Origin of the sequence: Fusibacter bizertensis, from assembly GCF_029914245.1 — a bacterium.
GTDB classification, from domain to species: domain Bacteria; phylum Bacillota; class Clostridia; order Peptostreptococcales; family Acidaminobacteraceae; genus Fusibacter_C; species Fusibacter_C bizertensis.
In genome coordinates this window covers 54,072-78,217 of the sequence record NZ_JARYZI010000012.1, presented here as the reverse complement: position 1 = coordinate 78,217, position 24,146 = coordinate 54,072, and the positions used below count along the sequence as shown (strand labels likewise).

At 35.9% G+C, this 24,146-nt stretch carries 22 protein-coding genes, 1 tRNA gene, 1 riboswitch and 1 other annotated feature; of the genes, 20 read left to right on the top strand and 3 right to left on the bottom strand.

Annotated features, from left to right (window positions below):
- Positions 1 to 49: 49 nt before the first annotated feature.
- From QE109_RS14985 to QE109_RS14955, 7 genes are all read left to right on the top strand, one after another.
- Complete coding sequence (locus QE109_RS14985; RefSeq protein ID WP_281095359.1) at positions 50 to 592, top strand: 2-oxoacid:acceptor oxidoreductase family protein; 543 nt, start codon at positions 50 to 52, stop codon at positions 590 to 592.
- Positions 585 to 890: a 4Fe-4S binding protein gene (locus QE109_RS14980; RefSeq protein ID WP_281095358.1), complete on the top strand. Its 306-nt coding sequence runs from the start codon at positions 585 to 587 to the stop codon at positions 888 to 890. The genes QE109_RS14985 and QE109_RS14980 overlap by 8 nt, the downstream gene beginning before the upstream one ends.
- The gene (locus QE109_RS14975) at positions 883 to 2,097 is read left to right on the top strand and encodes a transketolase C-terminal domain-containing protein (protein ID WP_281095357.1); all 1,215 of its coding nucleotides are present in this window, start codon (positions 883 to 885) and stop codon (positions 2,095 to 2,097) included. Before QE109_RS14980 ends, QE109_RS14975 begins: the two co-directional genes overlap by 8 nt.
- Positions 2,097 to 2,990 (top strand): thiamine pyrophosphate-dependent enzyme, encoded by an 894-nt coding sequence (locus tag QE109_RS14970; RefSeq protein WP_281095356.1) that lies wholly within the window; start codon positions 2,097 to 2,099, stop codon positions 2,988 to 2,990. Before QE109_RS14975 ends, QE109_RS14970 begins: the two co-directional genes overlap by 1 nt.
- A gap of 581 nt (positions 2,991 to 3,571) precedes the next feature.
- The gene (adhE, locus tag QE109_RS14965) at positions 3,572 to 6,160 is read left to right on the top strand and encodes a bifunctional acetaldehyde-CoA/alcohol dehydrogenase (protein WP_281095355.1); all 2,589 of its coding nucleotides are present in this window, start codon (positions 3,572 to 3,574) and stop codon (positions 6,158 to 6,160) included.
- A gap of 215 nt (positions 6,161 to 6,375) precedes the next feature.
- The gene (rbsK, locus tag QE109_RS14960) at positions 6,376 to 7,308 is read left to right on the top strand and encodes a ribokinase (protein WP_281095354.1); all 933 of its coding nucleotides are present in this window, start codon (positions 6,376 to 6,378) and stop codon (positions 7,306 to 7,308) included.
- 52 nt (positions 7,309 to 7,360) lie between these two features.
- On the top strand, positions 7,361 to 8,875 hold the full coding sequence (locus QE109_RS14955) for an SH3 domain-containing protein (RefSeq protein WP_281095353.1): 1,515 nt from the start codon (positions 7,361 to 7,363) through the stop codon (positions 8,873 to 8,875).
- 59 nt (positions 8,876 to 8,934) lie between these two features.
- Here the strand turns inward: QE109_RS14955 and yeiL are convergent, their stop codons facing one another.
- Complete coding sequence (gene yeiL / locus QE109_RS14950) at positions 8,935 to 9,612, bottom strand: transcriptional regulator YeiL (protein WP_281095352.1); 678 nt, start codon at positions 9,610 to 9,612, stop codon at positions 8,935 to 8,937.
- Between the two features lie 157 nt (positions 9,613 to 9,769).
- On the opposite strand from yeiL, the gene QE109_RS14945 reads away from it, so the two are divergent.
- Both QE109_RS14945 and serS read left to right on the top strand, forming a co-directional pair.
- Complete coding sequence (locus QE109_RS14945; RefSeq protein WP_281095351.1) at positions 9,770 to 10,990, top strand: MFS transporter; 1,221 nt, start codon at positions 9,770 to 9,772, stop codon at positions 10,988 to 10,990.
- A 114-nt stretch (positions 10,991 to 11,104) separates the two neighbouring features.
- Positions 11,105 to 11,303, top strand: a binding site (T-box leader).
- 126 nt (positions 11,304 to 11,429) lie between these two features.
- Positions 11,430 to 12,710, top strand: coding sequence for a serine--tRNA ligase (gene serS, locus QE109_RS14940; protein ID WP_281095350.1), 1,281 nt, complete (start codon positions 11,430 to 11,432; stop codon positions 12,708 to 12,710).
- Positions 12,711 to 12,783: 73 nt separating this feature from the next.
- Here the strand turns inward: serS and QE109_RS14935 are convergent, their stop codons facing one another.
- Positions 12,784 to 13,407 (bottom strand): TetR/AcrR family transcriptional regulator, encoded by a 624-nt coding sequence (locus QE109_RS14935; protein ID WP_281095349.1) that lies wholly within the window; start codon positions 13,405 to 13,407, stop codon positions 12,784 to 12,786.
- A complete protein-coding gene (locus QE109_RS14930; RefSeq protein WP_281095348.1) occupies positions 13,400 to 14,437 on the bottom strand; it encodes an acyltransferase in 1,038 nt (345 codons plus the stop codon). Before QE109_RS14930 ends, QE109_RS14935 begins: the two co-directional genes overlap by 8 nt.
- Positions 14,438 to 14,570: 133 nt before the next feature.
- On the opposite strand from QE109_RS14930, the gene QE109_RS14925 reads away from it, so the two are divergent.
- The 11 genes from QE109_RS14925 to gcvH all read left to right on the top strand — a co-directional run bounded on the left by QE109_RS14925 (position 14,571) and on the right by gcvH (position 24,145).
- A tRNA-Leu gene (locus QE109_RS14925) sits at positions 14,571 to 14,656 on the top strand.
- Positions 14,657 to 14,840: 184 nt separating this feature from the next.
- A complete protein-coding gene (locus QE109_RS14920; protein ID WP_281095347.1) occupies positions 14,841 to 15,743 on the top strand; it encodes a leucine-rich repeat domain-containing protein in 903 nt (300 codons plus the stop codon).
- 119 nt (positions 15,744 to 15,862) lie between these two features.
- Entirely contained in the window at positions 15,863 to 17,038 is a 1,176-nt protein-coding gene (locus tag QE109_RS14915; RefSeq protein ID WP_281095346.1) for a winged helix-turn-helix domain-containing protein, read from the top strand.
- 93 nt (positions 17,039 to 17,131) lie between these two features.
- Entirely contained in the window at positions 17,132 to 17,500 is a 369-nt protein-coding gene (locus QE109_RS14910; RefSeq protein ID WP_281095345.1) for a response regulator, read from the top strand.
- The gene (locus QE109_RS14905; protein ID WP_281095344.1) at positions 17,497 to 18,120 is read left to right on the top strand and encodes a chemotaxis protein CheC; all 624 of its coding nucleotides are present in this window, start codon (positions 17,497 to 17,499) and stop codon (positions 18,118 to 18,120) included. The genes QE109_RS14910 and QE109_RS14905 overlap by 4 nt, the downstream gene beginning before the upstream one ends.
- Complete coding sequence (locus QE109_RS14900; RefSeq protein ID WP_281095343.1) at positions 18,120 to 19,070, top strand: GGDEF domain-containing protein; 951 nt, start codon at positions 18,120 to 18,122, stop codon at positions 19,068 to 19,070. Before QE109_RS14905 ends, QE109_RS14900 begins: the two co-directional genes overlap by 1 nt.
- A 39-nt stretch (positions 19,071 to 19,109) precedes the next feature.
- The gene (locus QE109_RS14895) at positions 19,110 to 19,820 is read left to right on the top strand and encodes a hypothetical protein (RefSeq protein WP_281095342.1); all 711 of its coding nucleotides are present in this window, start codon (positions 19,110 to 19,112) and stop codon (positions 19,818 to 19,820) included.
- 99 nt (positions 19,821 to 19,919) lie between these two features.
- Positions 19,920 to 20,312: an OsmC family protein gene (locus tag QE109_RS14890; protein ID WP_281095341.1), complete on the top strand. Its 393-nt coding sequence runs from the start codon at positions 19,920 to 19,922 to the stop codon at positions 20,310 to 20,312.
- Positions 20,313 to 20,436: 124 nt separating this feature from the next.
- Positions 20,437 to 22,131, top strand: coding sequence for a M3 family oligoendopeptidase (locus QE109_RS14885; protein WP_281095340.1), 1,695 nt, complete (start codon positions 20,437 to 20,439; stop codon positions 22,129 to 22,131).
- A gap of 166 nt (positions 22,132 to 22,297) precedes the next feature.
- A riboswitch (glycine riboswitch) is annotated at positions 22,298 to 22,395 on the top strand.
- A 185-nt stretch (positions 22,396 to 22,580) separates the two neighbouring features.
- Positions 22,581 to 23,684, top strand: a complete 1,104-nt coding sequence (gene gcvT / locus QE109_RS14880) for a glycine cleavage system aminomethyltransferase GcvT (protein WP_281095339.1) — start codon at positions 22,581 to 22,583, stop codon at positions 23,682 to 23,684.
- A 77-nt stretch (positions 23,685 to 23,761) separates the two neighbouring features.
- Positions 23,762 to 24,145 (top strand): glycine cleavage system protein GcvH, encoded by a 384-nt coding sequence (gene gcvH, locus QE109_RS14875; RefSeq protein WP_281095338.1) that lies wholly within the window; start codon positions 23,762 to 23,764, stop codon positions 24,143 to 24,145.
- Position 24,146 lies beyond the last annotated feature (1 nt).

The following is a 24,146-nucleotide window of genomic DNA, read 5'->3' as shown; positions in this document are numbered from 1 at the left end:
TGATATATCAGAAGAGTTGCTCAAGTCAAATATGATTAAGGGGTATGAGATGATAGAAGTAAGATGGCATGGAAGAGGTGGACAAGGTAGCTTTACAGTAGCGCGGTTACTTGGCCTTGCAGCATCTGTATATGATGGCAAATACGCACAGGCATTTCCTTCGTTTGGACCAGAGAGAAGAGGGGCACCAGTACTTGGCTTCACCCGAATAGATGATTATAAAATTACAGATCGCAGTGAACTAGACGTATGCGATTATGTGATTATTTTAGATGAAACACTATGGGGTGCTGATGTTAAAGTAGGATTAAAAGAGAATTCTATCGTGCTCATCAACACTAAAAACCCAGAAAGATATCAAGCAGAGTTATCACAAAGAGTGGTGGGATTAGATGCGACTCAGATGGCGCTTGATTATCTAGGGATCCCAATCACAAATACCGCGATGCTAGCAGCACTTGTAGCCATAACAGGCGTCGTTGAGACAGAAAGTTGTAAATCAGCAATTGAAGATAGTATGAACCCTAAAATTGCAGGTAAAAATATAGCCTTATTTGATTATGTTGTAAAGGAGGTAGCATCCCGTGAATAGACCTAAAATGGTAAATTTTAAAGACCCTGAAACTGTCAGAGATTATCCTATGGGCGCTACATGTGATAGCGATCACCTTACCAGTATCAATGCCGGCTGGAGAACGTTTAGACCTGTCATAGATCAAGAAAAATGCATCAAATGTATGCGTTGCTTTTTAGTATGCCCAGATGGCGTCATCGACAAATCTGGCGATCAACTTGAGATAGATTATGATTTTTGTAAAGGCTGTGGCGTTTGCGCACATGAATGCAAACCAAAAGCCATCAACATGGTGAAGGAGGCAATCAATGGCTAGAAGATTTGTCAGTGGAAACGACGCAGTAGCAGAGGGTGTGAGACTTGCAAGACCGCACGTCATTTCAGCCTATCCTATTACACCTCAAACCATCGTTGTGGAAAGATTATCTGAATTTGTGGAGGACGGTTCATTACAGTCCATCTACATGCATGTAGAATCAGAACACAGTGCCCTTGCAGCGGCAATGGGTGTAAGTTCCGTAGGCGCAAGAGCATTTACAGCAACTTCATCACAGGGCTTACTATATATGGCAGAGAATTTGCCTTATGCAAGTGGTGCAAGGATGCCAATCGTGATGATGAATGCCAACAGAGCACTTGCAACGCCTTGGAACATCTATGGCGACCAAATGGACTCTATGTTCATGCTCAATTCAGGTTGGATACAAGTTTATGTTGAAGATGCCCAAGAAGCGCTTGATATGATGATTCAAGCCTATAAAATAGCAGAAGACCCAAAAGTATTGACACCATTTATGGTTAACTTAGATGGTTTTGTTTTGACACATACCTACGAAGTGGTAGATATTCCGACGCAAGAAGAAGTAGACGCTTTTTTACCACCGATCAACTTATCTGAAAATATCATGAGCATGGAAGCACCTAAGAGTTTATGTATCACGGCGGGTAACAACTATAACATGGAGTTTAAAATCAAGCAAAATGAAGAAATGATTGAATCCATCAGTGTCATTGAGCAAGTAGACGCAGCATTTGAAAAACAATTTGGTAGAGGTTATAACGGACTCCTAGAGACGGTTGACTGTGAAGACGCGGATGTCATCCTCGTAACAACAGGTAGTATCACTGGTACGGCGCGTATGGTTCAGAAGACGCTTCGAGCTGAAGGTAAAAAAGTAGGTCTTCTAAAACTGAGATACCTTAGACCCTTCCCAACCAAGGCACTTACAGAGGCACTTAAAAATGCTAAAGTGGTTGGCGTCGTTGATAAAAACATCTCATTTGGCTATGAAGGGACGATCTTTACCAATGTAAATTCTGCACTTATGCAAGAAGGCGCATCACAAAAGGTAGATAACTTTATCTGCGGACTTGGTGGTAGAGATGTGACAAAAGAAAACATCCATGAGATGTATGAAAAGATGTTAGTTCATCTGGAAACTTCAGCTGATGTTAATGATGCTAATGTTGCAAGCAAACCACAAGATCGAATTCACTATATGAATGTGAGGTGTGCATTATAATGGAGAGGATAACAGCGAGAAATCTAACGAACGAAGAGCTCTTTTATGGGCATAAAGCATGTGGCGGTTGTGGCGAAAGCTTAGCCGTACGTCTTGCAATGAAGATATTAGGCGAGCGAACTTTTGCATCATTACCAGCAGGATGTATGTCTGCGGTTTCATTTATATATCCAAACATGGCGTTTAGAACCAATGCCATCATCACACCTTTTGCATCAACAGGTGCAGTTGCAGCTGGCGTTGCAGCAGGTTTACAAGCACTTGGCATAAAGGACACATATTCAGTGGGCTTTGCTGGAGACGGTGGAACAGCTGATATTGGCCTTCAAGCACTCTCTGGTGCAATTGACAGAGGCGATCAAATCATCTATTTCTGTAATGACAATGAAGCTTATATGAACACAGGTATTCAAAAAAGTGGCTTGACGCCATTTGGTACAAAAACAACGACTTCTCCTGCAGGTGCAAACCTCCCAGGTTCTACGACGATGAAGAAAAATATGTTTGAGATCGTCGCAGCACATGATATTGCTTATGCAGCAACGGCAAGTGTTGGCTATCTTGAAGATTATATGATGAAAGTAGAAAAAGCAAAATCCGTTAAAGGAACATCTTATATCCACGTTCTTGCACCATGCCCTACTGGTTGGGGAACCACTAGTGAAATCACCATCTCACTTGCAAAAGAAGCCGTAGACTGTGGTCTTTGGTACTTAGCAGAGTATGAAGATGGCGAGTTTAAACTCAACAAAAATCCAAAAGAATTCACACCAGTAGAAAACTATGTGAAAAAGCAAGGTAGATTCAAACACCTTAAGGACGCTGAGATCAAGCAGCTTGAAGCAGCGAGAGATAAGAAGTGGGAGAAGATGAGGCGTAATTGGGTTAAGTAGTCCTGTATGTTGGGGTAGACCGATTTGAGATAGTTAAATAATGACCGATGTAAATCAACTAAAGCACATGCGTCCTCGTTCCTGCGGAATGCACTTTAGTTGATTTACATCGGTCATTTTCAATTTAATATCAAATAGTTCTACAGCAACAAAATGGACTACCTACATGTGAGGGCACATGCGTCCTCGTTCCTGCGGGATGCACTTTCGGCAACTAATTTGCTACCCTTTTTCGATTTACATATATGTTCTACAGCAACAAAATGGACTACTTATATTGGTGGGGCACATGCGTCCTCTTTTTTATATTACAAATATATTACAGTGAAGTATTTATCTAACTCTAATCATGACGATTTCGTAATATTCGTAGAAAGAAGAGCTTGATTCCTAACTATTATTGTTAAAAAAATAACGATTAATCAAATTCAAAACTGAGTATTTTCAACGACTGTTTTAAATTGTTAACATTTATTAATCGATATTACGCTTTTAATTGATATATTTTTAACTATCTTTGTGTTACGATGAGTGTGTAAACAAGATGAGATATATTAACGATTTCGAAAGGTGGTATGGACATGGCTATTACTAATATAGAGGAGTTACAAAAAGCATTTGAGCAAGTCAGAGCCGCTCAAAAAGAATATAGTATATATACGCAAGAACAGGTTGATGAAATTTTTAGAAGAGCTGCTATTGCTGCAAATAATGCGCGTATTTCTTTAGCAAAGCTTGCAGTTGAAGAAACAGGGATGGGGATACTAGAAGATAAAGTAATTAAAAATCACTTTGCATCTGAGTACATCTATAACCAATACAAAGACGAAAAAACGTGTGGTGTTATTGAAAAAGATACCTCTTTTGGATTTACAAGAGTTGCTGAGCCAATAGGTGTTGTAGCTGCTGTCATACCGACTACTAACCCAACATCTACGGCAATTTTTAAAATTTTACTGGCTTTAAAAACTAGAAATGGAATGATTCTATCGCCACATCCAAGAGCTAAAAAGGCAACAATAGCGGCTGCAAAAATTATACTTGATGCAGCTGTAAAAGCTGGTGCACCTAAGAATATAATATCGTGGATTGATGAACCATCACTTGAATTAACACAGATGGTGATGGCTGAATCGGATCTAATCCTAGCAACTGGTGGTCCGGGAATGGTGAAAGCGGCCTATTCATCAGGAAAACCAGCGATTGGAGTTGGTGCAGGTAATACACCTGCAATCATTGATGAAACTGCACATATCAAAATGGCAGTAAACTCTATTCTCTTATCAAAAAGCTTTGATAATGGTGTGATCTGTGCATCAGAACAAGCTGCAATTGTGGTTGAAGATGTGTATCAAGAAGTTAAGAAAGAATTTGCTGAACATGGCGCATATATTTTGAACAAAGCAGAAACAGAAGCGATGCGTAAGATCATACTCATAGACGGTCATCTAAACGGAAAGATTGTTGGTCAGTCAGCATATGCGATTGCAAAAATGGCTGGAATTGAAGTGGATGAAGCAACAAAAATTCTTATAGGTGAAGTGAGCTCAGTTGAGCGTGAAGAAGCCTTTTCGCACGAAAAATTATCTCCAGTACTTGCACTTTATAAAGTCAAAAATTTTGATATTGCCCTTACTAAAGCAGAACGATTGATTGAGCTTGGAGGATTTGGACATACATCTGTACTGTATACTGATCCAATAAAGTCTAAAGATAGAATTGAGAAATTTGGAAACATGATGAAAACGGGTAGAACCATTATTAATATGCCAGCTTCTCAGGGAGCTATTGGTGATATTTACAATTTTAAGTTAGCACCATCATTGACATTAGGTTGTGGTTCATGGGGTGGCAATTCAGTTTCTGAAAACGTTGGTGTAAAGCATTTACTCAACATTAAACAGGTAGCTGAAAGGAGAGAAAATATGCTTTGGTTCAGGGTACCAGAAAAAATATATTTCAAATATGGATGTATGGGGGTTGCTCTTAAAGAACTTAAAGAACAAAAGAAGAAGCGGGCATACATTGTTACAGATAAGGTCTTATTTGAGTTAGGATTTGTTGATAAAGTGACAATACTTTTAGATGAGCTAGGGATTGACTCAAAAGTTTTTTTCGATGTTGAACCTGATCCAACTTTAAAAACAGCAAAAAAAGGTGCTGAAGATATGCTTAGTTTCGAGCCAGATGTAATCATTGCCCTTGGTGGTGGTTCACCTATGGATGCAGCGAAAATAATGTGGACATTATACGAACATCCAACCGTTGAATTTGAAGACTTAGCAATGCGATTTATGGATATTAGAAAGCGTGTGTATAGCTTCCCTAAATTAGGTAAAAAAGCCAGTATGATTGCCATCCCTACTTCCGCTGGAACAGGATCAGAAGTGACACCTTTTGCGGTTATAACTGATGAAAAAACAGGCTTTAAATATCCCCTTGCAGATTACGAGCTTACACCTAATATGGCAATCGTAGATGCAGAACTGATGATGAGTATGCCTAGAGCTTTAACTGCATCATCTGGAATAGATGCTTTAGTTCACGCCATTGAAGCATATGTTTCAGTACTTGCATCAGAATTTACAAATGGTCAAGCACTAGAAGCAATAAGGTTGATTTTTAAATATTTGCCTATTGCTTATAATGAAGGTCAAACGAACATAAAAGCAAGAGAAAAAATGGCACATGCTTCTACAATGGCTGGCATGGCATTTGCAAATGCATTCCTTGGTGTATGTCACTCAATGGCACATAAATTGGGTGCTGCGCATCATATCCCACATGGAGTAGCCAATGCACTTTTAATCAATGAAGTGATCAAATACAATGCTGTGGATAATCCAAGAAAACAAGCTGCCTTTCCTCAGTATAAATACCCAAATGCAAAGTGGAGATATGCTAGAATTAGTGACTATCTAGGACTTGGTGGCATAACTGAAGATGATAAAGTTGAACGTTTGATAGATGCTATCAATCAGCTAAAAGTTCAAATTGGGCTGCCACTAAGTATCGAAGAAGCGGGCATATCACATAAAAGTTTTGAAGAATCATTAGATGATATGGCTATCAATGCTTTTGATGATCAATGTACAGGTGCTAATCCAAGGTATCCACTGGTTTCAGAGTTAAAGGAATTATACCGGAATGCTTACAACAAAATAAAATAAAATAAATTAAATTAAATAAGGATGAGTTATTAGCCGTATTAATTTTGATATTATACCTCCATGTTAGAGAATCTAATTAAGTAGAATTGGATTCTAACTTGGAGGTGTTTTTTAGGGTTAGACAAATAATCCGCTAATAATATAGATGAATTGACGAATAAATATTAAATGATACAATCAAGGTAATCATTTAATTCGCAGTAAAGGAGTCGCTTATGAGTATGAAAAACATTGTCGTCATAGGAAGTTTGAATATGGATCAAGTAACAAGGGTTCATAAAACACCCAAGATAGGTGAAACTGTTTCAGGAAATGGTCTTCATCATAATCCTGGTGGGAAAGGTGCGAATCAAGCTGTGGCTCTTGGTAAGTTAGGTGCTAATGTAACAATGATTGGTAAAGTTGGGAATGATACTTTTGGTCATCAATTGAAAGCAAATTTAGCGAAGATGAACGTAAAGGACAATGTTGAAGTTACTGAAAATGCTTCAACCGGTTTAGCTTTTATAATGGTCAATGACAACGCAGATAATTCTATCGTTGTGATAGAAGGTGCAAATGGAGAAATAAGACCTGAAGACGTTAAGAGTGAATGGTTTGATAAGATGGATTATGTAGCTTTACAGCTTGAAATTCCTATTGAAACAGTTTCTGAAATCCTTAAGCATTCAAAAAAACTTGGAAAAACAACTTTTCTGAACCCCGCACCAGCAAAAGTATTAGACGACCAATTACTAGAGTTAGTAGATTATCTCGTCGTAAATGAAACTGAATTTGAACAAATTTCTGGTATTTCTTATACTCAGCACAATGACTTAATCAAGGGGTATGAAAAAATAGGCGTAAAAAATATTATTTTGACTCTTGGTACAAAAGGGGCATGGTTTTATGATGGAGTGAAACAATTTCATACACCTGCAAAGGTTGTTAAAGCTGTTGATACTACAGCAGCTGGAGATAGTTTTATTGGCGGGTTTATATATGAACTCTCTAGAGGCGGTACTGCTCAACAAGCAATGGAGTTTGCAACAGAGGTAGCGGCATTTACAGTGACTAAACTGGGTGCGCAAAGTGCATTGCCTTATTTATCAGATATAAAAAAAAGGGCAATAAATTTGAAAAATGAGACTGACAATTACTTGTTTTAATAAAAGACTTCTTATATAATTGGTTTTATGCAAAACTATACTAGGAGGACTTATGAAAAAATATTTAGTCGTATTGCTATGCATCGTAATGGCACTTTCTGCCATAGGATGTTCAGGCGAAGAGAAATCTATGAACAGTACCCAAGAAACCACAAATGAAGTTGTGACTTCGGCAAACAATAACGAAGCTACAACTGAAAAGATGGAATCGGAAGAATCTAATTCAGTTAGAGTTCTAACAGACGTTTTAAATGTCAGAGATGGTCATAACCTAGACAGCAATGTGATTGGAAAACTAGAAAAAGATGCAGTAGTAGAAGTTCAAGAAATTTATTTTGGTGACGAGGGCAAACAGTGGCTAAAAATAATAGATGGTGATACTACAGGCTGGATAGCTGAGTGGTACTGTATCGATAACTACGAATATGAAAATAAGATATTGAAAAACAATTTATTACCTGCATATGAGGGAAAGGTTCCTACTATAAAAGGCTCGATGTCATCAACTTTTGATGAGATAAAGTCGCTTTATAATGACAAACTTGAATTAACTCAATATTGGGGATCTCCAGGACTTTATAATGATGATGTTTTGTATCAGTTTGGAGATTCTGATTTGGTTTTTATTTCGGTGACACCTAAAGAATCGATTTATGGTGTTTCACCTAGCATGAGTATAGAAGATGTAAGAGGAATCGTTGGAGAACCTAACCTTCAAGTGACTGTAGATGATCCAGAAGGTATGGCAGTTTATGAAGATGGTTCAATTATTTTATCGTATTTTACAGGCGCTTATACTGTTGAATTTGTATTTAATACAGATAGTCAATTGACACATATAGGATTGTCAAAACCCGTTTTAGAATCATCTAACTCAAATGCTTCAAAAGACTCAAGCGTAGCAGCTTCTAATAGTTCAAATTCGAAAAGTTCGTTTAAAGAGAAATTTAATCAAGAAAGTTGGTATAATTCAATACTATACTATGAAGAAAACCCAACTGAAGACTATGCCAAAGCATGTATTGCAGCATTTGAAGATAAGGTTAAGGACATGTTACCGCAAATGGAAGAAGTCGATATGCCAAAAGCAGAAGGATATATGGGGACATATGATTATAAAGATCTAAATTATTTTTATCCAAACATTGATACGGTTGAAAATACATTAAATGTTTATGAGATGGAGGAACCTTTTAAGAGTCATTTAGTGACGTTTGGGGAAGATGAAATATTTATACCTGCTTTAATTGCATATGCAACTGAAGGTAATGTACAATCAGATAAGATTGGAGTTACAATTAGAAAAGAATTGATAAAACCAATTCAGGAAATGTACAAAAAAATTGGTAAGTCTATGTCAGAAGTATCCATGAACATTCAGCCTCTGTATTTACCTACGGAAAATTGGAATTCGAATGATCAGTATATACAATCCAGTGACGTAACATATCCTAAAGTGTTTATCGATAACTATGAAGCATTATCAAAATTTGATGGGGCTGATACATGGAAAGTTGAAGTTATATATCCATTAGAGGTTGTTGATCAATTTTCTTTAGAAGATTAGATTAAATTGTGCAAAAGAACCCTTTTAAAATCATAAAAGGGTTCTTTTTATGTGTTAATTTAGATTGTCTCGCTAATTTCATCTGTTAATTTTTCAAGGTAATCGCGATTTAGAATATGGTAATCACGTCCATGTTTTTCTAAAATTTGACGGGAGCATAAATCATGCAAAGTAAATAAAAGATGCCTGTAGCTTACATTTAGAAATTCTGAAGCTTCAGTATGCATTTCGTTATAGACGTTATCACATGAGCTTAGTAGTATAAAAGATGCAAAGCGATTTTCAAAAGGGTATGCATAGCTCTTAGCTAAATTATCAGTTCGAATTCTTGCTTTATCACCGAGAATTCTAGCGAGGTTTCTTAAAAACTTGGGATCTTCTAGAAGCATATTACTACAGCTTGATAAAGGGAGTGCTAAGCATGTACACATCTCCATAGCAGTAACCCCTTTTGCGTAAGGTTCAATTTCTAAGAGGCCCATTTCTCCAATGAAGCAAGGTGCTTGGGCAAAAAGTACAAGAGTGCGTTGTCCGTTTTTATGCGTCAAATATATTTTTGCTTTACCTTTAACTAGATAGTAAAGGTAAGGAAATGGTTCGCCTTCATTACAAATAATTTCTTTATTTGAAAATGTATGTATTTCTAAATAAGGTATAATATCAAATGAAAAAAAATCTTTAAAATGATGGGTATTGCAAAGCATTTCTACGTTTGCAGGGTTATTACTGATCTGCATATTTGCCTCCAAATAAAATTTTCTGTTATTAGTATGAGATATCTCATATTTTATCATACTTTTATGGGGTATACTCGTATTGTAATTAAAGTTTATAAATATATAATTTACAGTTAATATAACTGTAGATTAAAGGTGTTAAGGATTGGTGAGTATAGTGGCTAAAACAATATCAAATAGAAACAATGGCGTGGTGACGATTTTAGTGCAAATCCTATATTGGATGATATTTTGCACAGTATACAGTTATTCAACATTTTATTTAAAACAGGCAGGACATAAAAGTGGAAGCATAGGTATAATTATTGCTATAGCAAGTGTATTATCGATAACGATTCAGCCTATACTTGGCACGATTGCTGATAAAGGTGGAGCAAAAAGATTAAAGCAAATCATTATTAGCATACTTCTAGTAGGCGCATTGTTGATGTTAATAGCTATGGTTTTTAATCAAATATTTTGGTTAATGACTGTACTCTATCTGTTGACCATCACCCTTGTAGTGACATTACAACCGCTGATCAACGCTTTTGTGATGACCAGAATCATTCAAAGTAAACAGCTTAATTTTGGGATTACACGTGCTTTTGGATCATTATCATTTGCAGTACAGTCAAGCCTCTTGGGAGTTTTAATAGGGCTTTTCTCAGCTCAAATGGTACCGTTCATGGGGGTAGTTTTATTTGGATTTTGTGGTCTTGCAGTTTTTATATTACCAGTCGATCCTGCAAGTCAAACAGTGCGTACTCACGCACAAGCCCATAAACACAAGGAAGGACATTTTTTCAATAAATATCCTACATTTATCATGATTTTATTAGGGGTTTCTCTATTATATGCTTTTCATACCATGGCAAATATATACTTGATTCAAATCGTTCAAAATGTCAATGGAAATGAACTACAATTTGGGAAAGCACTTACGATAGCTGCCATGTCAGAGCTTCCAACGATGCTCGCTTTTGGTTTTTTACTGAAAAAATTTGATTGTGGCAAATTGTTTATTGCTTCTGGTCTTTTCTTCTTTATTAAAAGTATCTTGATGGCATTTGCGACGAATATTACGATGCTTTATGTTGCACAGGGTTTTCAGTTTCTATCTTTTGCACTATATGTACCAGCATCGGTTTCTTATATACATGATCGAATGACTGAGTTTGACAAAGTTAAAGGTCAAAGTTACCTGATTGCTTCTACAACTTTTGGTGGCATCATCGGTAGCATCGGTGGCGGATGGGTAATTGAACTACTAGGGGTTCATCAGATGCTACTATCAGGTGTTTTGCTATCAGGTATTGGGATGCTTTTACTCGGTCTTGGTATTTTGAGAGATGTAAAGCATGGTTCAAACCAAGCTGTTGAACGAGCAATAGAATGATGACCATGAATAACATTTATATTGAAAACTATATATAATTTAAATTAGATTTTGGCATTTTTAAAATTCCACTTGAAATTATCTGATTCTAAGGTAAAATAGTACTAACATATGAATTTAGCTATGATTAAAGCTAAGATAATGAAGGCGGTTAAGAGAGCTAGCGGTTGGTGAGAGCTAGTACGTAATCATATCTGTCCACTTTAGGAGCTATCGGCGATGAGTCGAAGGGTAAGCCCTTTATAGCAGTTATGAGTTGGCAACAGTTTTCTGTTGCAATTTGGGTGGCAACGCGGATACTTCCGTCCCATTGTTTAATGGGACAGGGAGTTTTTTTCTGACCATTAACCGGAAAATTCTTCCATCAAGGAAGGAACTTCCATTTTATTAAAGCGGGTGATGCCGCAGAATACTTGACTATTGAATCAGGAGGAAGAACATGTTAGATATTAAAATGATTAGAAGTAATCCAGAGCTAGTAAAAGAAAACATTAAGAAGAAATTCCAAGATCAAAAACTCGTCATGGTAGATGAAGTTATCGAGATGGATACTGAATTTAGAGCAGCTAAAACCAGAGGCGATGATCTAAGAGGACAACGTAATGCCATCAGTAAAGAGATTGGTGGATACATGGCTAAGGGCATGAAAGAAGAAGCTGAAAAAACAAAAGAAAAAGTTGCAGCTATTGGAAAAGAACTTGCAGAGTTAGAAGTAAGAGAACAAGAACTTGCTGACAAAATCAGAGAGAGAATGCTTGTGATTCCAAATATCATTGACGATTCTGTGCCGATAGGTAAGGATGACAGCGAAAACGTAGAAGTTGAGAAATTTGGCGAACCATTTGTACCAGCTTTTGAAGTACCATATCATGTTGAAATTATGGAAAAATTAAAAGGCATTGATCTTGAAAGTGCAAGAAAAACAAGTGGTAATGGCTTTTACTACCTAAGGGGAGATATAGCGAGATTACATTCTGGGATATTATCTTATGCACGTGATTTTATGATTGATAGAGGATTTGAGTACTACATTCCTCCGTATATGATTCGCTCTGAAGTAGTTACTGGCGTTATGAGTTTCACTGAGATGGAAAATATGATGTATAAAATCGAAGGGGAAGATCTTTACCTTATTGGTACAAGTGAGCACTCAATGATTGGTAAATTCATAGATACATTAATGGATGAAGAAGAATTGCCACAAGCGATGACGAGCTATTCTCCTTGCTTTAGAAAGGAAGTTGGCGCACATGGTATTGAAGAGCGTGGCGTATACCGTATTCATCAATTTGAAAAACAAGAGATGATCGTCGTATGTAACCCTGAAGAAAGTCCAATATGGTTTGATAAACTATATAACAACACAATTGATTTCTTTAGAACACTTGATATTCCAGTACGTGCACTTGAGTGTTGCTCTGGAGATTTAGCAGACCTTAAAGTAAAAAGCATAGATGTTGAAGCGTGGTCACCACGTCAACAAAAGTATTTTGAGGTAGGAAGTTGTTCAAACTTAGGCGATGCGCAAGCTAGAAGACTTGGTATCAGGGTGAGAAACAAAGAACAAGGTAACATTTTTGCACATACACTAAACAACACAGTGGTTGCACCTCCAAGGATGTTAATTGCTTTCCTTGAAAACAACTTACAAGAAGATGGGTCAATTAAGATCCCTAAACCGCTTCAGATGTATATGGGTGGTAAAGAATTTATTAGATAGTACAGGATTTTGCCATATAAATAAAGGCGTTATTGCACATCAAAACTTAGATGCGCAATAACGCCTTTTTTCATTATTTTGGATTGGCAATTCCATGTTGGATAAGTGCCATTACTTTCTCAAGCTGCTGGATAAGGTTTTCTGGCCATGTTTCAGCAATTAATTCACTATTTGATGAAACGAGGTCCGCACTAATTGTAAATATAATTCGAGCAGTTAATTTAACATCAATGTCATTTCTTACTTCACCTTTTGCAATAGCATGTTGTAGTAGTTGTTCGTAAACTTCATAAGCTTGATCTTGATTTTGTGCCATTATTTCTTTATAGATATCACTGTTTTGATCTTTCAGTAGTCGTGTGCCTATTTTCATATATTGAGGATTTTCTCTAGCAAACATAAGTCCCGACTGATTCATTTCACGAATAACTTCAAAAAAACTATGCTCGAAAGGATTCATCATTGCAGGTGTAATATATTTTAATTTTTTCTCAACCATCAAATTCATAAGGTAAATATAAAGGTCTTTTTTATCTTGAAAATATTGATAGAAACTTCCTTTAGAAATGCCAGAATTGATAACGATTTGATTGATGCTTGCCGCATCATAATCATTTTGTTCAAATTCTTTAAGTGCAGCTTCCATAATCTTTTGTTTTTTTTCTTCAGATAGATTAAAGAAAGTATCTTTAGGCATAATTTTTCCTTTCAATTGATTTGGTTTTCCAAGACTCAAGTTTATAACCAAGTGGGATTAAAAGCAAGAGAATCATCATAAAAGCTGACAGTGCCCGTAAGGAGATAGAGATGACGCCCAGTTGATCCATAAAGTATTCACTTAAAAGAATAAACAATGGATGTGCATAGTAGATAAACTGAGTGCTACTGCTACTCTGAGTTAATATAGAGATGTGCCGAGTCGTTTTAAGAGGATGCCTTTGATCAAATGACTCTAGACCAATGAAGAGGACTAAGATCGCTGATAAGCTAAGGTCTACATATATAAGTGAATCCCAAATACTTGCGATTTCAAACCAACCATTTTGATGTACTAAAAATACACTTGCATTTAATATACCAAATAAGATAAAAAGGCAAATCATAATCCCATATGAAAGCGATTTAAAATTAATTTTCGAATAGAGTGACTGAAGCAGTATCCCAAAAGTAAAATAACTCATGTAAGTTATGAAAATGCGGTCTCTATGTTCAAAAGGAACTTTAATCAATAGGAGTTGAATCACAAGTACTCCGATAAACAACTTGATTTCACCCCATCTGTTCCCGCACATTTTCAATAATGGATAGAGAATATACATCTGTATGATGATGATCATAAAATAAAGATGGTAAATGAAAGTCCCCCACATCAACCCGGACAAGGCAAATTTGAAATTGAGAGGATAATAGCCAAGCTTAACATAGAGTAAATAATACCCCAAAGACCACACAATATATGGGAAAACTAGCGCAGGTAATCGTTTCTTATAGTATGTGAACAGGTGTATAGGTTTGTTCGCGTAGATATGATGCAGTAAAAAACCGCTGATGAATATAAAAATTGGAACAGCAGGTTTCGAAACTTGATTAATAAACAAAAAAAACAATTGTACTATCGAATTTTTGTCGAGTGTAACGACTGGCGCTGCAGTGATATGTATGGCGATGACCATCAAACAAGCAACAATCCTCATATAATGAATACTGGTATAATTTTTCTTTGTCATGTTGCCTCCTATTAATTGATTCCAGTACATTATATCAATTGAGGCATTACTGTTCAACCAAAAGAAGTTTTGCTCAAATTCAATTTACATTTTGCGAATTTAAGGTGTATAATTACACTTGAAGCAAGTATTTGCGAGTGTGCTGGAATGGCAGACAGGTACGACTCAGAATCGTATGATAGTAATATCGTGTGGGTTCAAGTCCCATTACTCGCACCAAAATGATCGACTATATAGATATCTATATAGTCTTTTTTTGAGCTTATATTTGTATGATCTATTATATTTTATCTTATCTAGAATACCAGTACTATAACTATAGCTAAAGATGTCAATGACAAATCTCTAATTGAAGTAGCTCAATCTTCTGAGTAGCGTTATGATAAAATTGGAGGTGAATATAATGAGAAAAAATGTAATTGGAATTATTGGTTTCTGCGTCATTGCATTACTTACAGTGGGATGTGATACATCAGATGAAGTCATTGATGATGTAAATAAAGCATCAATAGAACAAGAAGAGACTTTAGAAGATACTGATATGCTAGAAACAGATGCCCCTGTCATTGAAGAAAGAATCACAATTAAAGATCCAGTTCTTGAGCAAATGATTCGAGAACAACTTGATAAGCCTGAGGGTGAACTTACAACGCTTGATATGGAGATGCTTTATTCAATTAATATCAATTATGAAAAAAATCCAGTTAATGAAATTTCAGGACTGGAATATGCGGTTAACTTAAATGATTTTTCATTTTCTAGAGGAACTTTAAAATCTCTTAACCCAGTTGTAAACCTACAGAATTTATTTTATCTAAATGTGAGTTATGCAGAAATATCTGACCCTATTGCTGATTTCGATGCGCCTGCACTTGAACGTGTTGGTTTTATAGAAACTAATGTAGCAGAGTATGATTTTCTAAAAAATCTTACAGCAGTTAGCAGTATTATTGTTACGGATTGTAACTTATCAGATATTGGGTTTATGCAAAATTGGGAAAACTTAACAGATGTTTATCTCACCTATAATGCAATATCTGATCTTGAGCCGCTCAGAGGAAAAGACAGTATCATTAGCCTAAATATTCATATGAATAATGTCGTTAGTATAGATGCTTTGTCTACTTTGACAAATTTGCAAAGCCTTAATATTTCTTATAACCATGTGGCAGATATTACGCCTATTATGCAATTGACAAAATTGATAGAATTAACTGCATATGAGGAACTTGACCAAAAGATTATTGATAGGGGACTATTAGAAAATCTGCGTTCAACGGGAATCGCGGTACAATATGCAGAATAAGTATCCCTTTCCTTTCGGTTGCCAATTGCTTTGGACTGTAGTAAAATCATGATATAAAAAAAGAACAAATGTTCCGGCTCAAGTTCTTGGAAATATATCAAAAGTGAAGGAGATTTTACATGATCGCTTTATCAAAGGAAGAAGCACGTAGATTCATGCTTGTAAAACATGGTCTAATGGGAAAGCACATTTTTAAAGGACAAGAAGGCATCATGGCTTTTGTAAAGCAGGTTGGTTGTATCCAGTTTGACCCTATTGATGTATGTGGAAAAAACGCTGAACTTGTGCTTCAATCTAGAATAAAAGATTTTGACAAACAGTGGTTATACGATTTGCTCTACCATAAGCGAGAACTAATAGATTATTTCGACAAGAACTTAGCGATTATGCAAGCTTCTGATTGGCCATATTTTCAGCGCTACCGCGATGCGTATAAAGGTGGTGGTAGAAGCCATCAAGAAATTGAAGACATTTGTGATGAAGTACTTAAAATGATTGAAGATAAAGGCCCTTTATCATCCCGAGATATTGGATATGATCACAAAGTCGACTGGTATTGGAGCGATACCAAGTTATCAAGAGCAGCTCTTGAGACACTTTATTTTAGAGGGGACTTGGTAGTTCACCATAAAAAAGGAACGTTTAAATACTATGACTTAGCCAAGCGATGTATAGATCAAAGGATCTTAGAATCATCGGATCCATATATAGATGAGATTGAGCACATTAAGTGGCGCATTTTAAGAAGAATTGGAGCCATTGGTTTGCTTTGGAATAAACCATCAGATGCATGGCTCAATATATGGGAACTTAAAGCGGCAAAGAGAAAGCAGGCTTTTGAAGCGCTCATTGCCGAACACAAAATCGTAGCAGTTCAAGTCGAGTCAATAAATGACCGACTTTATATTCTGGCAGAAGATGTGCCGCTAATCCATCAAGTTATACAAATGAAAAGTGAAAAACCAAGATGTGAATTATTGGCACCGCTTGATAATTTTCTTTGGGATCGGAAGTTGATTCAAGCAGTTTTTGACTTTTCATATAAATGGGAGATATATACACCTGAAGTACAAAGGCAATATGCTTACTATGTGCTGCCTCTTTTATATGGTGAACGATTAATTGGCAGAGTTGAAGTCATCAATCAAAAGAAAACCAAAACATTGTTGGTAAAAAACATATGGTTAGAAGAAGGCGTAAAGAAAACTAAGAAGTTAGAAGTTGCATTAAACAAGTGCTTTGATCAATTTGCTAAGTTCAATGGCTGTGAAAAAGTAGTTGAATCTAATGTTTGAGAGAGAATATTTACAAATCATTTACCCAAAATTTTACCCAATGTGATAAAATATGAGACATAGATTATAAATATAAATAAGTTTGGAGATTACATGAATATTATTATTGCAGATGATTCGGCATTTGTTAGAAGTATCATTTCGAGAGCGATTAGTACCGCCATTCCAGAGGCAAAATTGACCTTTTGTACCAATGGAAAAGAGGCTTATGACACGTATACTGAAATAAAAAGTGATTGGCTTATTACTGACTTGCTTATGCCAGAGATGACAGGGCAAGAACTACTTTTAAAATTAGATCAAGATGGCGCAAAGGTGAAGACTATTGTCATCTCAGCGGATGTTCAGAAAGGCACAAAAGTAGAACTTGAAGCGTTTGGAATTGTTAAGTTTATTAACAAGCCGTTGACGTCAGATAAAATAGGTGAACTAATAGAATTACTAAAGGATGAAAATTTATGATGACTGAACTTCAGAAAGATCTTTTAAAAGAATATGTGAATGTTTTTATAGGACAAGCAGCCAGTATGCTTTCTGATATGGCAAATCAGCGTGTCCTTTTAAGTGTGCCTGAAGTTGAAATTGTCAATATGTCTGATGAAAAAGGAGCACTTGATAGGCCGTTGTTTTCTCATGGTCATATCGTCTCTTCTTCTATGAAGTTTGGACACGAATTTTCTGGTAGAGCACTTTTAATTTTTCCTGCTCAAAAAGCGAAACTTTTAGTGGATGCATGCATGGGCATGGCGTCGAGTTCTATTGAAGAAAATAGTTTTGATTTGATTGATACAGATTTTGATGTGTTAAAAGAAATTAGTAATGTGATTTTAAATTCAGTAATTGGTGAGTTCAGCAATCTCATTGGAACAACTGTTGAATTTTCAATACCCGATGTTGAAGTGGTATTTGTATCTGAGGACGAGCAGAAAATGTACCTTAAAAACAATGTGTACATGATGATGTTATACACAAGCTTTGAACTTGAAAAGGCTCAAGTTGAAGGTGTTGTCATAGTTGCACTCGGTTTAAATTCCTTAAATAAGCTTTTAGGTAAAATTGATGAGGTCCTTGGAGAATTATAATGAACAATTTTTTTTACGAAGTTTTGAATAAATTAAATAATGGCGTAATATTATTGGATCACCAAAAGAAGATCGTGTTTTGGAATCACTGGATGGAGTTAAAAACTGAATTAAAAATGGAGACCGTTTTTAACTATGAAATTGATGAAGTTGCTCCAAAATTTTTAAGACCCAAATACAGCAAAATCTTGGACCTAGTGATAGAAACAGGTCAAGGTCGGTTTTTGGCGGGCGCAGTTCATGGTGGTTTTTTTTCCAATATTGATTTAGAGCTCAATCCCAATATGCAGCAAAATCTTCAAATTGAAAGTATTGACAACAAGTTTATATTGATTCAAATTGAAGATCATACTGGCCATTATCAGAAAGTACAAAAGATGAAACATTTTATCAAATATCTTGAAAAAGAAAATGACGAAATTAGACAAAATGAAGAAATATCCAGACAGATGGCGATGCACGATGTCTTAACAGGATTACCTAATCGTTTGTTTTTTATGGATAAATTAAGGAAAAGACTAGAGGACTTTATCATAGATCAATCAGCACAAAGTATAGCCGTATTTTTTATTGATCTAGATAACCTTAAGGAAGTAAATGATCAGTTTGGTCATCGATATGGGGATTCGATTCTCATGGAAATGTCTAAACGGCTTAAAAATGCTATAAGATTCTCTGACACTGTTGCAAGACTTTCTGGGGATGAGTTTGTCATAATGATGGAAGGTCTCATTGATAGAAAAGATATTGAGCGGGTAGCAAATCATATACTCGATCAATTTACTAAGCCTTTTATCATTGAAAATAAAAGTTTGTTTGTGACATGTTCAATGGGGATAAGTCTATTTCCAGAAGATGGTAACGATGCAGATGATTTGCTTGACAAAGCAGATCAAGCACTTTATAAAGTTAAGAACTCGGGAAAAGCCGGGTATGCATTTTTCAAGTAAATATGGGTATAAACCTCTCTGAAGAAGGGAGGTTTTTTTATGTCTTTTAAAAGAGTTTCATTTAGAAGTGCAAGTATCATGATGTTGCTGATTTTAGTAGTTTTAGTGATGAGTGCTTGTAGTTCTAATGATGACGCGACTACTGAAAATACTGAAAACATACCAGTCTCTGTTGCTACAAATGAAGAAAATACTGAAGAAAACTTTGATAACGTCAAAGCATTTGATATGATAAATCGCGATCGCAAAATTGATAACTACTATTATGAGTTTGTGATGACAACAGGTGATGAAAGAATCGGTGGGTTTAAGTTATGGATTGCAGGAAATAAAGCAAGATATGATGCAATAGATGAGGGACAAAGTTTATACCTTGACTATGACAAAGGGGAAGGCTTTCTTTACATGCCTTCAGAAAATCTGTTGATGAAAACACCAATTGAAACGACCAGCAATGAGTGGGAGTCTCCATTTCTATTTGCAGGCGAGATTGACGATGAGACACTTGGTAGCATGAAAGAAAAAGGAACCGAAATCATTGATGGAAAAACATGTTATATTTTTGTTGCAGAGCACTTAGGAATGAAAGTGACTTATTATGTATGGGAAGATGAGGGGTTGATTGTCAAGATGGTCGTCGAAACTGAGGGACAACCATCTTATAGTTATTATTTTAAAGATTTGACGATTGGTGGCACTTTTGAAACTGAATTAGCACTTCCAAAAGATGCAAAAATAATGAATCCTTAGTACCATAGTGTGACTAAATCTCTTGACGGAGAAATTTGAATTATCTATAATGCAATTAATCTAACTTATATTGAAATAATATATGAAAAGGAGTTAAATATGGCTTTGATTGAAGTAAAGTTTCCTGGTGGTGTTCGAGTGGACGCTCATATGAAAGGGCATGTTATATCAACTGATCAACCTGTACATGCTGGGGGAGAAGGCAGTGCACCAGCACCTTTTGATCTTTTTTTATCATCGATTGCCACCTGTGCAGGCATCTATGCCTTGAGCTTTTGTCAACACAAAGGAATCAGTTCAGAGGGATTAGCACTTACAATGGATACCGTTAAAAACCCAGAAACTAAAATGATAGAGAAAGTTACCTTAAACTTGACTTTACCAGATGGTTTTCCTGAGAAATATAAAGCTGCAATTATGAGATCAATGGATTTGTGCTCCGTTAAAAAGCATATGTTCAACCCACCTGAATTTGAAATGTTTGCAGAGTGATTTTTTCAACAAATGAATATGTATGGTAAGGGCCGTATAAAAAAAATTATACGTGCTCTTTTTTTTATGATAAACTTAAGTCATGGTATAGTTAAGTAAAGTAATTTATAAATTAGGAGGCATTATGAAATTTAAAGATTTTAAATACGAACGTCCAGATATGCATCAATTTAAAGTGGATTTTGAGGCATTAATCGAAAAATTCAATGATGCAACAAGTCCCGAGGCACAGCTAGTTATAATTAAAGAAATCAACGCCATGAGAAACCATATAGAATCACTTTCACAAATTGTCCAAATAAGACATACGATTGATACGACGGATGCTTTTTATGATGCAGAAAATGATTTTATAGATGATGCAATGCCACTATATATGGAGATGGTGGACAAATATTATCGTGCACTTGATCAATCGAAGTTTAAGGATGCGCTTCGCAAAGAGCTAGGCGATCATATTTTCAATATTATAGAAGTAAAACTGAAAACATTTCACACTGACATTATTGAGGACTTAAAAACAGAAAACATGCTTGCGTCCAAATATACTAAACTTAGAACATCAGCAAAGATCATGTTTGATGGAGAAGAACGCAACCTTGCTCAGATGGTGCCTTATTATGAGTCAAAAGATCGACTCGTAAGAAAAGAAGCACAAGAAGCTGCAACGAAGTTTTTTGAAGAAAATGAAGCTGCTTTTGATGATTTATATCAAGACCTCGTAGAAGTAAGACATAAAATTGCTAGAAAACTTGGATTTGATAATTTTATCAAGTTAGGTTATATGAGACTTTCTAGAACTGACTATGATGATCAAATGGTAGCAACTTATAGAAAGCAAGTTCAAGATGAGCTTGTACCATTATCACTTGAGCTACGCAAACGTCAAGAAGAACGTCTTAGAATAGATACGCTGAAATATTATGATGAACAAATTGCATTTACAAGTGGTAATGCAACGCCAAAAGGTGATTCTGAATGGATTATCGAAAATGGGAAAAAAATGTACGAAGAATTATCCGCTGAAACAGGAGAATTTATCAACTTTATGCTAGATAGTGAACTCATGGACCTTGAAGCGAAAAAGGGAAAAACAGGTGGCGGTTACTGCACTTATATCAGCGACTATAGAGCGCCATTTATATTCTCAAACTTCAATGGGACTTCAGGCGATATAGATGTTCTTACTCACGAAGCTGGTCATGCATTCCAATGTTTCCAAAGCAGAGACTATGAACTTCCAGAGTATCAGTTCCCGACACTCGAAGCTTGTGAGATTCATTCTATGAGCATGGAGTTCTTGACTTATCCATGGATGGAAAGTTTCTTTAAAGATGAAGTGACTAAATACAAGTTTAACCATGTAAGTGAAGCACTTTTATTTATACCATATGGTGTTTTAGTGGATGAATTCCAACATTTCGTCTATGGAAACCCTGAAGCAACACCAGCTGATCGTAAAGCCAAATGGCGTGAACTTGAGAAAAAATATCAACCTTATAAAAACTATGAAGACAACGATTTCTTAGAAAGAGGCGGATATTGGTTTAGACAAGGTCATATCTTTAGTAATCCTTTTTACTATATTGATTATACGTTAGCACAAGTGTGTGCATTCCAGTTTTTCCTTAAATCAACTGAGGATAGAAAATCTGCTTGGGATCAATACCTTAAATTATGTAATATGGGTGGAAGTTTACCATTTACAGGTCTTTTAAAAGTAGCTGGATTAGACAGTCCTTTTGAAGAAGGATCAATTAAAAAAGTGATTCCTGCACTTCGAAATGTGCTTGGAAGTATAGACGATAGAAACCTCTAATCAGAGTAGATTGAGCCACATTTCACTTTGCGTATTCAAAAAAACGCCTAGTGGTTAAAAAAATATCATAATTCTAACGAAAAAATGAGTTGAAAAACGTGTAACTTTCGCATAAAATGTAGTAGACGAAGGATGTTTTTTCGTGATTAATTGAATAAAGAACCAAGTGAGGATAATGCGAGATACCGTAAGGTAGCCGAAGGAGCAATGTGTGTGTTTGCCGACACCACAGAATCTCTCAGGCAAAAGTAGTGTTATCTGATGGAACTCTGGAGAGCCCTTTAAGTAGGCACCGAAGGCGGAAGTGCAAAGCGTTAGCTTTGCGAAACACTCTCAGGTAAAAATACAGAGGTATATAATGGCGGCTAGCATTGCTATACCATTGTATACCTCTTTTTCTTTATCTACTCCGTTTTAAATATCATTAACGAATATAAGGAGGTTGCATTATGGATTCAGTTAAAAAAACCGCTCTCTATGATGAACATGTTTTAGCGGGTGGTAAAATCATTGATTTTGCTGGATGGGCTTTACCTGTTCAATATGAGGGACTTGTTGAAGAACATGAAGTTGTAAGAAATGCTGCAGGAATGTTTGATGTATCACACATGGGTGAAGTTGAGGTTACTGGAAAAGATGCTTTTGCATTTGTCCAAAACCTTGTAACTAATGATGTTGCAACGCTTGAAGATCATCAAATTCTTTATGGCATGATGTGCTATGAACATGGTGGTGTTGTTGATGATTTATTAGTTTATAAATTTGACCAAGAACATTTCTATCTTGTCATCAATGCAAGCAATGTTGAAAAAGATTTTGCTTGGATGGTAGAGCAATCTAAAGGCTATGATTTGAAACTTGAAAATTTATCAGATGAAGTTTCTGAGATTGCGTTACAAGGACCATTGGCGCAAGAAATTCTTCAAAAAATTTCTGACGTAGATTTATCAACAATCAAATTCTTCTATTGTAACCGTAATGTAACGATTGAAGGTGTAAAATGCTTGGTATCAAGAACAGGCTATACTGGAGAAGACGGATTTGAGATATACGCTGACCATGAAGGCATCGTTAAAGTATGGAGAAAATTGCTTGAAGTAGGAAAAGATCAAGGGCTTAAACCAGCAGGTCTTGGTTGTAGAGATACTTTAAGATTTGAAGCTGCTTTACCACTTTACGGACATGAAATCGATCAAAGTATTACACCACTTGAAGCGGGGCTTGGATTCTTTGTAAAACTTGCAAAAGATAATTTTATTGGAAAAGATGCACTTGTCGAGCAAAAAGCTAAGGGTTTACCAAGAAAGACAGTTGGTCTTGAAATGGAAAAAGGAATACCTAGACAAGGTTATGAAGTTTTAGCTGAAGGTGAAGTAATTGGTGTGATCACAACAGGTTATTTCTCACCGACACTTAAGAAAAACATTGCCTTAGCTCTTGTTGATGCTAAATATGGTGAGATGGGTTCTAGTCTAAGTGTACAAGTTCGTAAAAAAGTATTTCCAGCAACTGTTATCAGTAAAAGATTCTATCAAAAAAACTATAAAAAATAATTAAAGTTTGCGGTATACTGATTTTAAGGAACAAAAGGTTCCTCATAAATATTAAAAATTATCAGGAGGGTATTAAGATGAAAATAGTTAGCGGATTGTATTATACAAAAGACCATGAGTGGGTTAAGGTTGAAGGTAAAGAAGCTTTGGTTGGTATTACTGATTTTGCACAACATGCACTTGGCTCAATTGTTTATGTAGAGCTTCCTGAAGTGGATGAAGAAGTTGAAGGCGAAGAAAGCTTTGGTACAATCGAATCAGTTAAAGCTGCTTCAGATATGCTTATGCCTGTAACTGGTACAATTATAGAAGTTAACGAAGAATTAGAGAATGATCCTTCTTTAGTTAATACAGCACCTTATGAGTCTTGGATTATGAAAATTAGTCTTTCTAACCCAGCAGATCTTGATGAATTAATGAACGCTGAAGAGTACGAAGCATTTTGTAACGAGGAGGCATAGA

Excerpts from the sequence above, each read along its gene's own strand:
- QE109_RS14985 (WP_281095359.1), top strand. The coding sequence starts at position 50 with ATGATAGAAGTAAGATGGCATGGAAGAGGTGGACAAGGTAGCTTTACA.
- QE109_RS14975 (WP_281095357.1), top strand. The coding sequence starts at position 883 with ATGGCTAGAAGATTTGTCAGTGGAAACGACGCAGTAGCAGAGGGTGTG.
- QE109_RS14970 (WP_281095356.1), top strand. The coding sequence starts at position 2,097 with ATGGAGAGGATAACAGCGAGAAATCTAACGAACGAAGAGCTCTTTTAT.
- adhE (WP_281095355.1), top strand. The coding sequence starts at position 3,572 with ATGGCTATTACTAATATAGAGGAGTTACAAAAAGCATTTGAGCAAGTC.
- rbsK (WP_281095354.1), top strand. The coding sequence starts at position 6,376 with ATGAGTATGAAAAACATTGTCGTCATAGGAAGTTTGAATATGGATCAA.
- QE109_RS14955 (WP_281095353.1), top strand. The coding sequence starts at position 7,361 with ATGAAAAAATATTTAGTCGTATTGCTATGCATCGTAATGGCACTTTCT.
- yeiL (WP_281095352.1), bottom strand. The coding sequence starts at position 9,612 with ATGCAGATCAGTAATAACCCTGCAAACGTAGAAATGCTTTGCAATACC.
- serS (WP_281095350.1), top strand. The coding sequence starts at position 11,430 with ATGTTAGATATTAAAATGATTAGAAGTAATCCAGAGCTAGTAAAAGAA.
- QE109_RS14935 (WP_281095349.1), bottom strand. The coding sequence starts at position 13,407 with ATGCCTAAAGATACTTTCTTTAATCTATCTGAAGAAAAAAAACAAAAG.
- QE109_RS14930 (WP_281095348.1), bottom strand. The coding sequence starts at position 14,437 with ATGACAAAGAAAAATTATACCAGTATTCATTATATGAGGATTGTTGCT.
- QE109_RS14920 (WP_281095347.1), top strand. The coding sequence starts at position 14,841 with ATGAGAAAAAATGTAATTGGAATTATTGGTTTCTGCGTCATTGCATTA.
- QE109_RS14915 (WP_281095346.1), top strand. The coding sequence starts at position 15,863 with ATGATCGCTTTATCAAAGGAAGAAGCACGTAGATTCATGCTTGTAAAA.
- QE109_RS14910 (WP_281095345.1), top strand. The coding sequence starts at position 17,132 with ATGAATATTATTATTGCAGATGATTCGGCATTTGTTAGAAGTATCATT.
- QE109_RS14905 (WP_281095344.1), top strand. The coding sequence starts at position 17,497 with ATGATGACTGAACTTCAGAAAGATCTTTTAAAAGAATATGTGAATGTT.
- QE109_RS14900 (WP_281095343.1), top strand. The coding sequence starts at position 18,120 with ATGAACAATTTTTTTTACGAAGTTTTGAATAAATTAAATAATGGCGTA.
- QE109_RS14895 (WP_281095342.1), top strand. The coding sequence starts at position 19,110 with ATGTCTTTTAAAAGAGTTTCATTTAGAAGTGCAAGTATCATGATGTTG.
- QE109_RS14890 (WP_281095341.1), top strand. The coding sequence starts at position 19,920 with ATGGCTTTGATTGAAGTAAAGTTTCCTGGTGGTGTTCGAGTGGACGCT.
- QE109_RS14885 (WP_281095340.1), top strand. The coding sequence starts at position 20,437 with ATGAAATTTAAAGATTTTAAATACGAACGTCCAGATATGCATCAATTT.
- gcvT (WP_281095339.1), top strand. The coding sequence starts at position 22,581 with ATGGATTCAGTTAAAAAAACCGCTCTCTATGATGAACATGTTTTAGCG.
- gcvH (WP_281095338.1), top strand. The coding sequence starts at position 23,762 with ATGAAAATAGTTAGCGGATTGTATTATACAAAAGACCATGAGTGGGTT.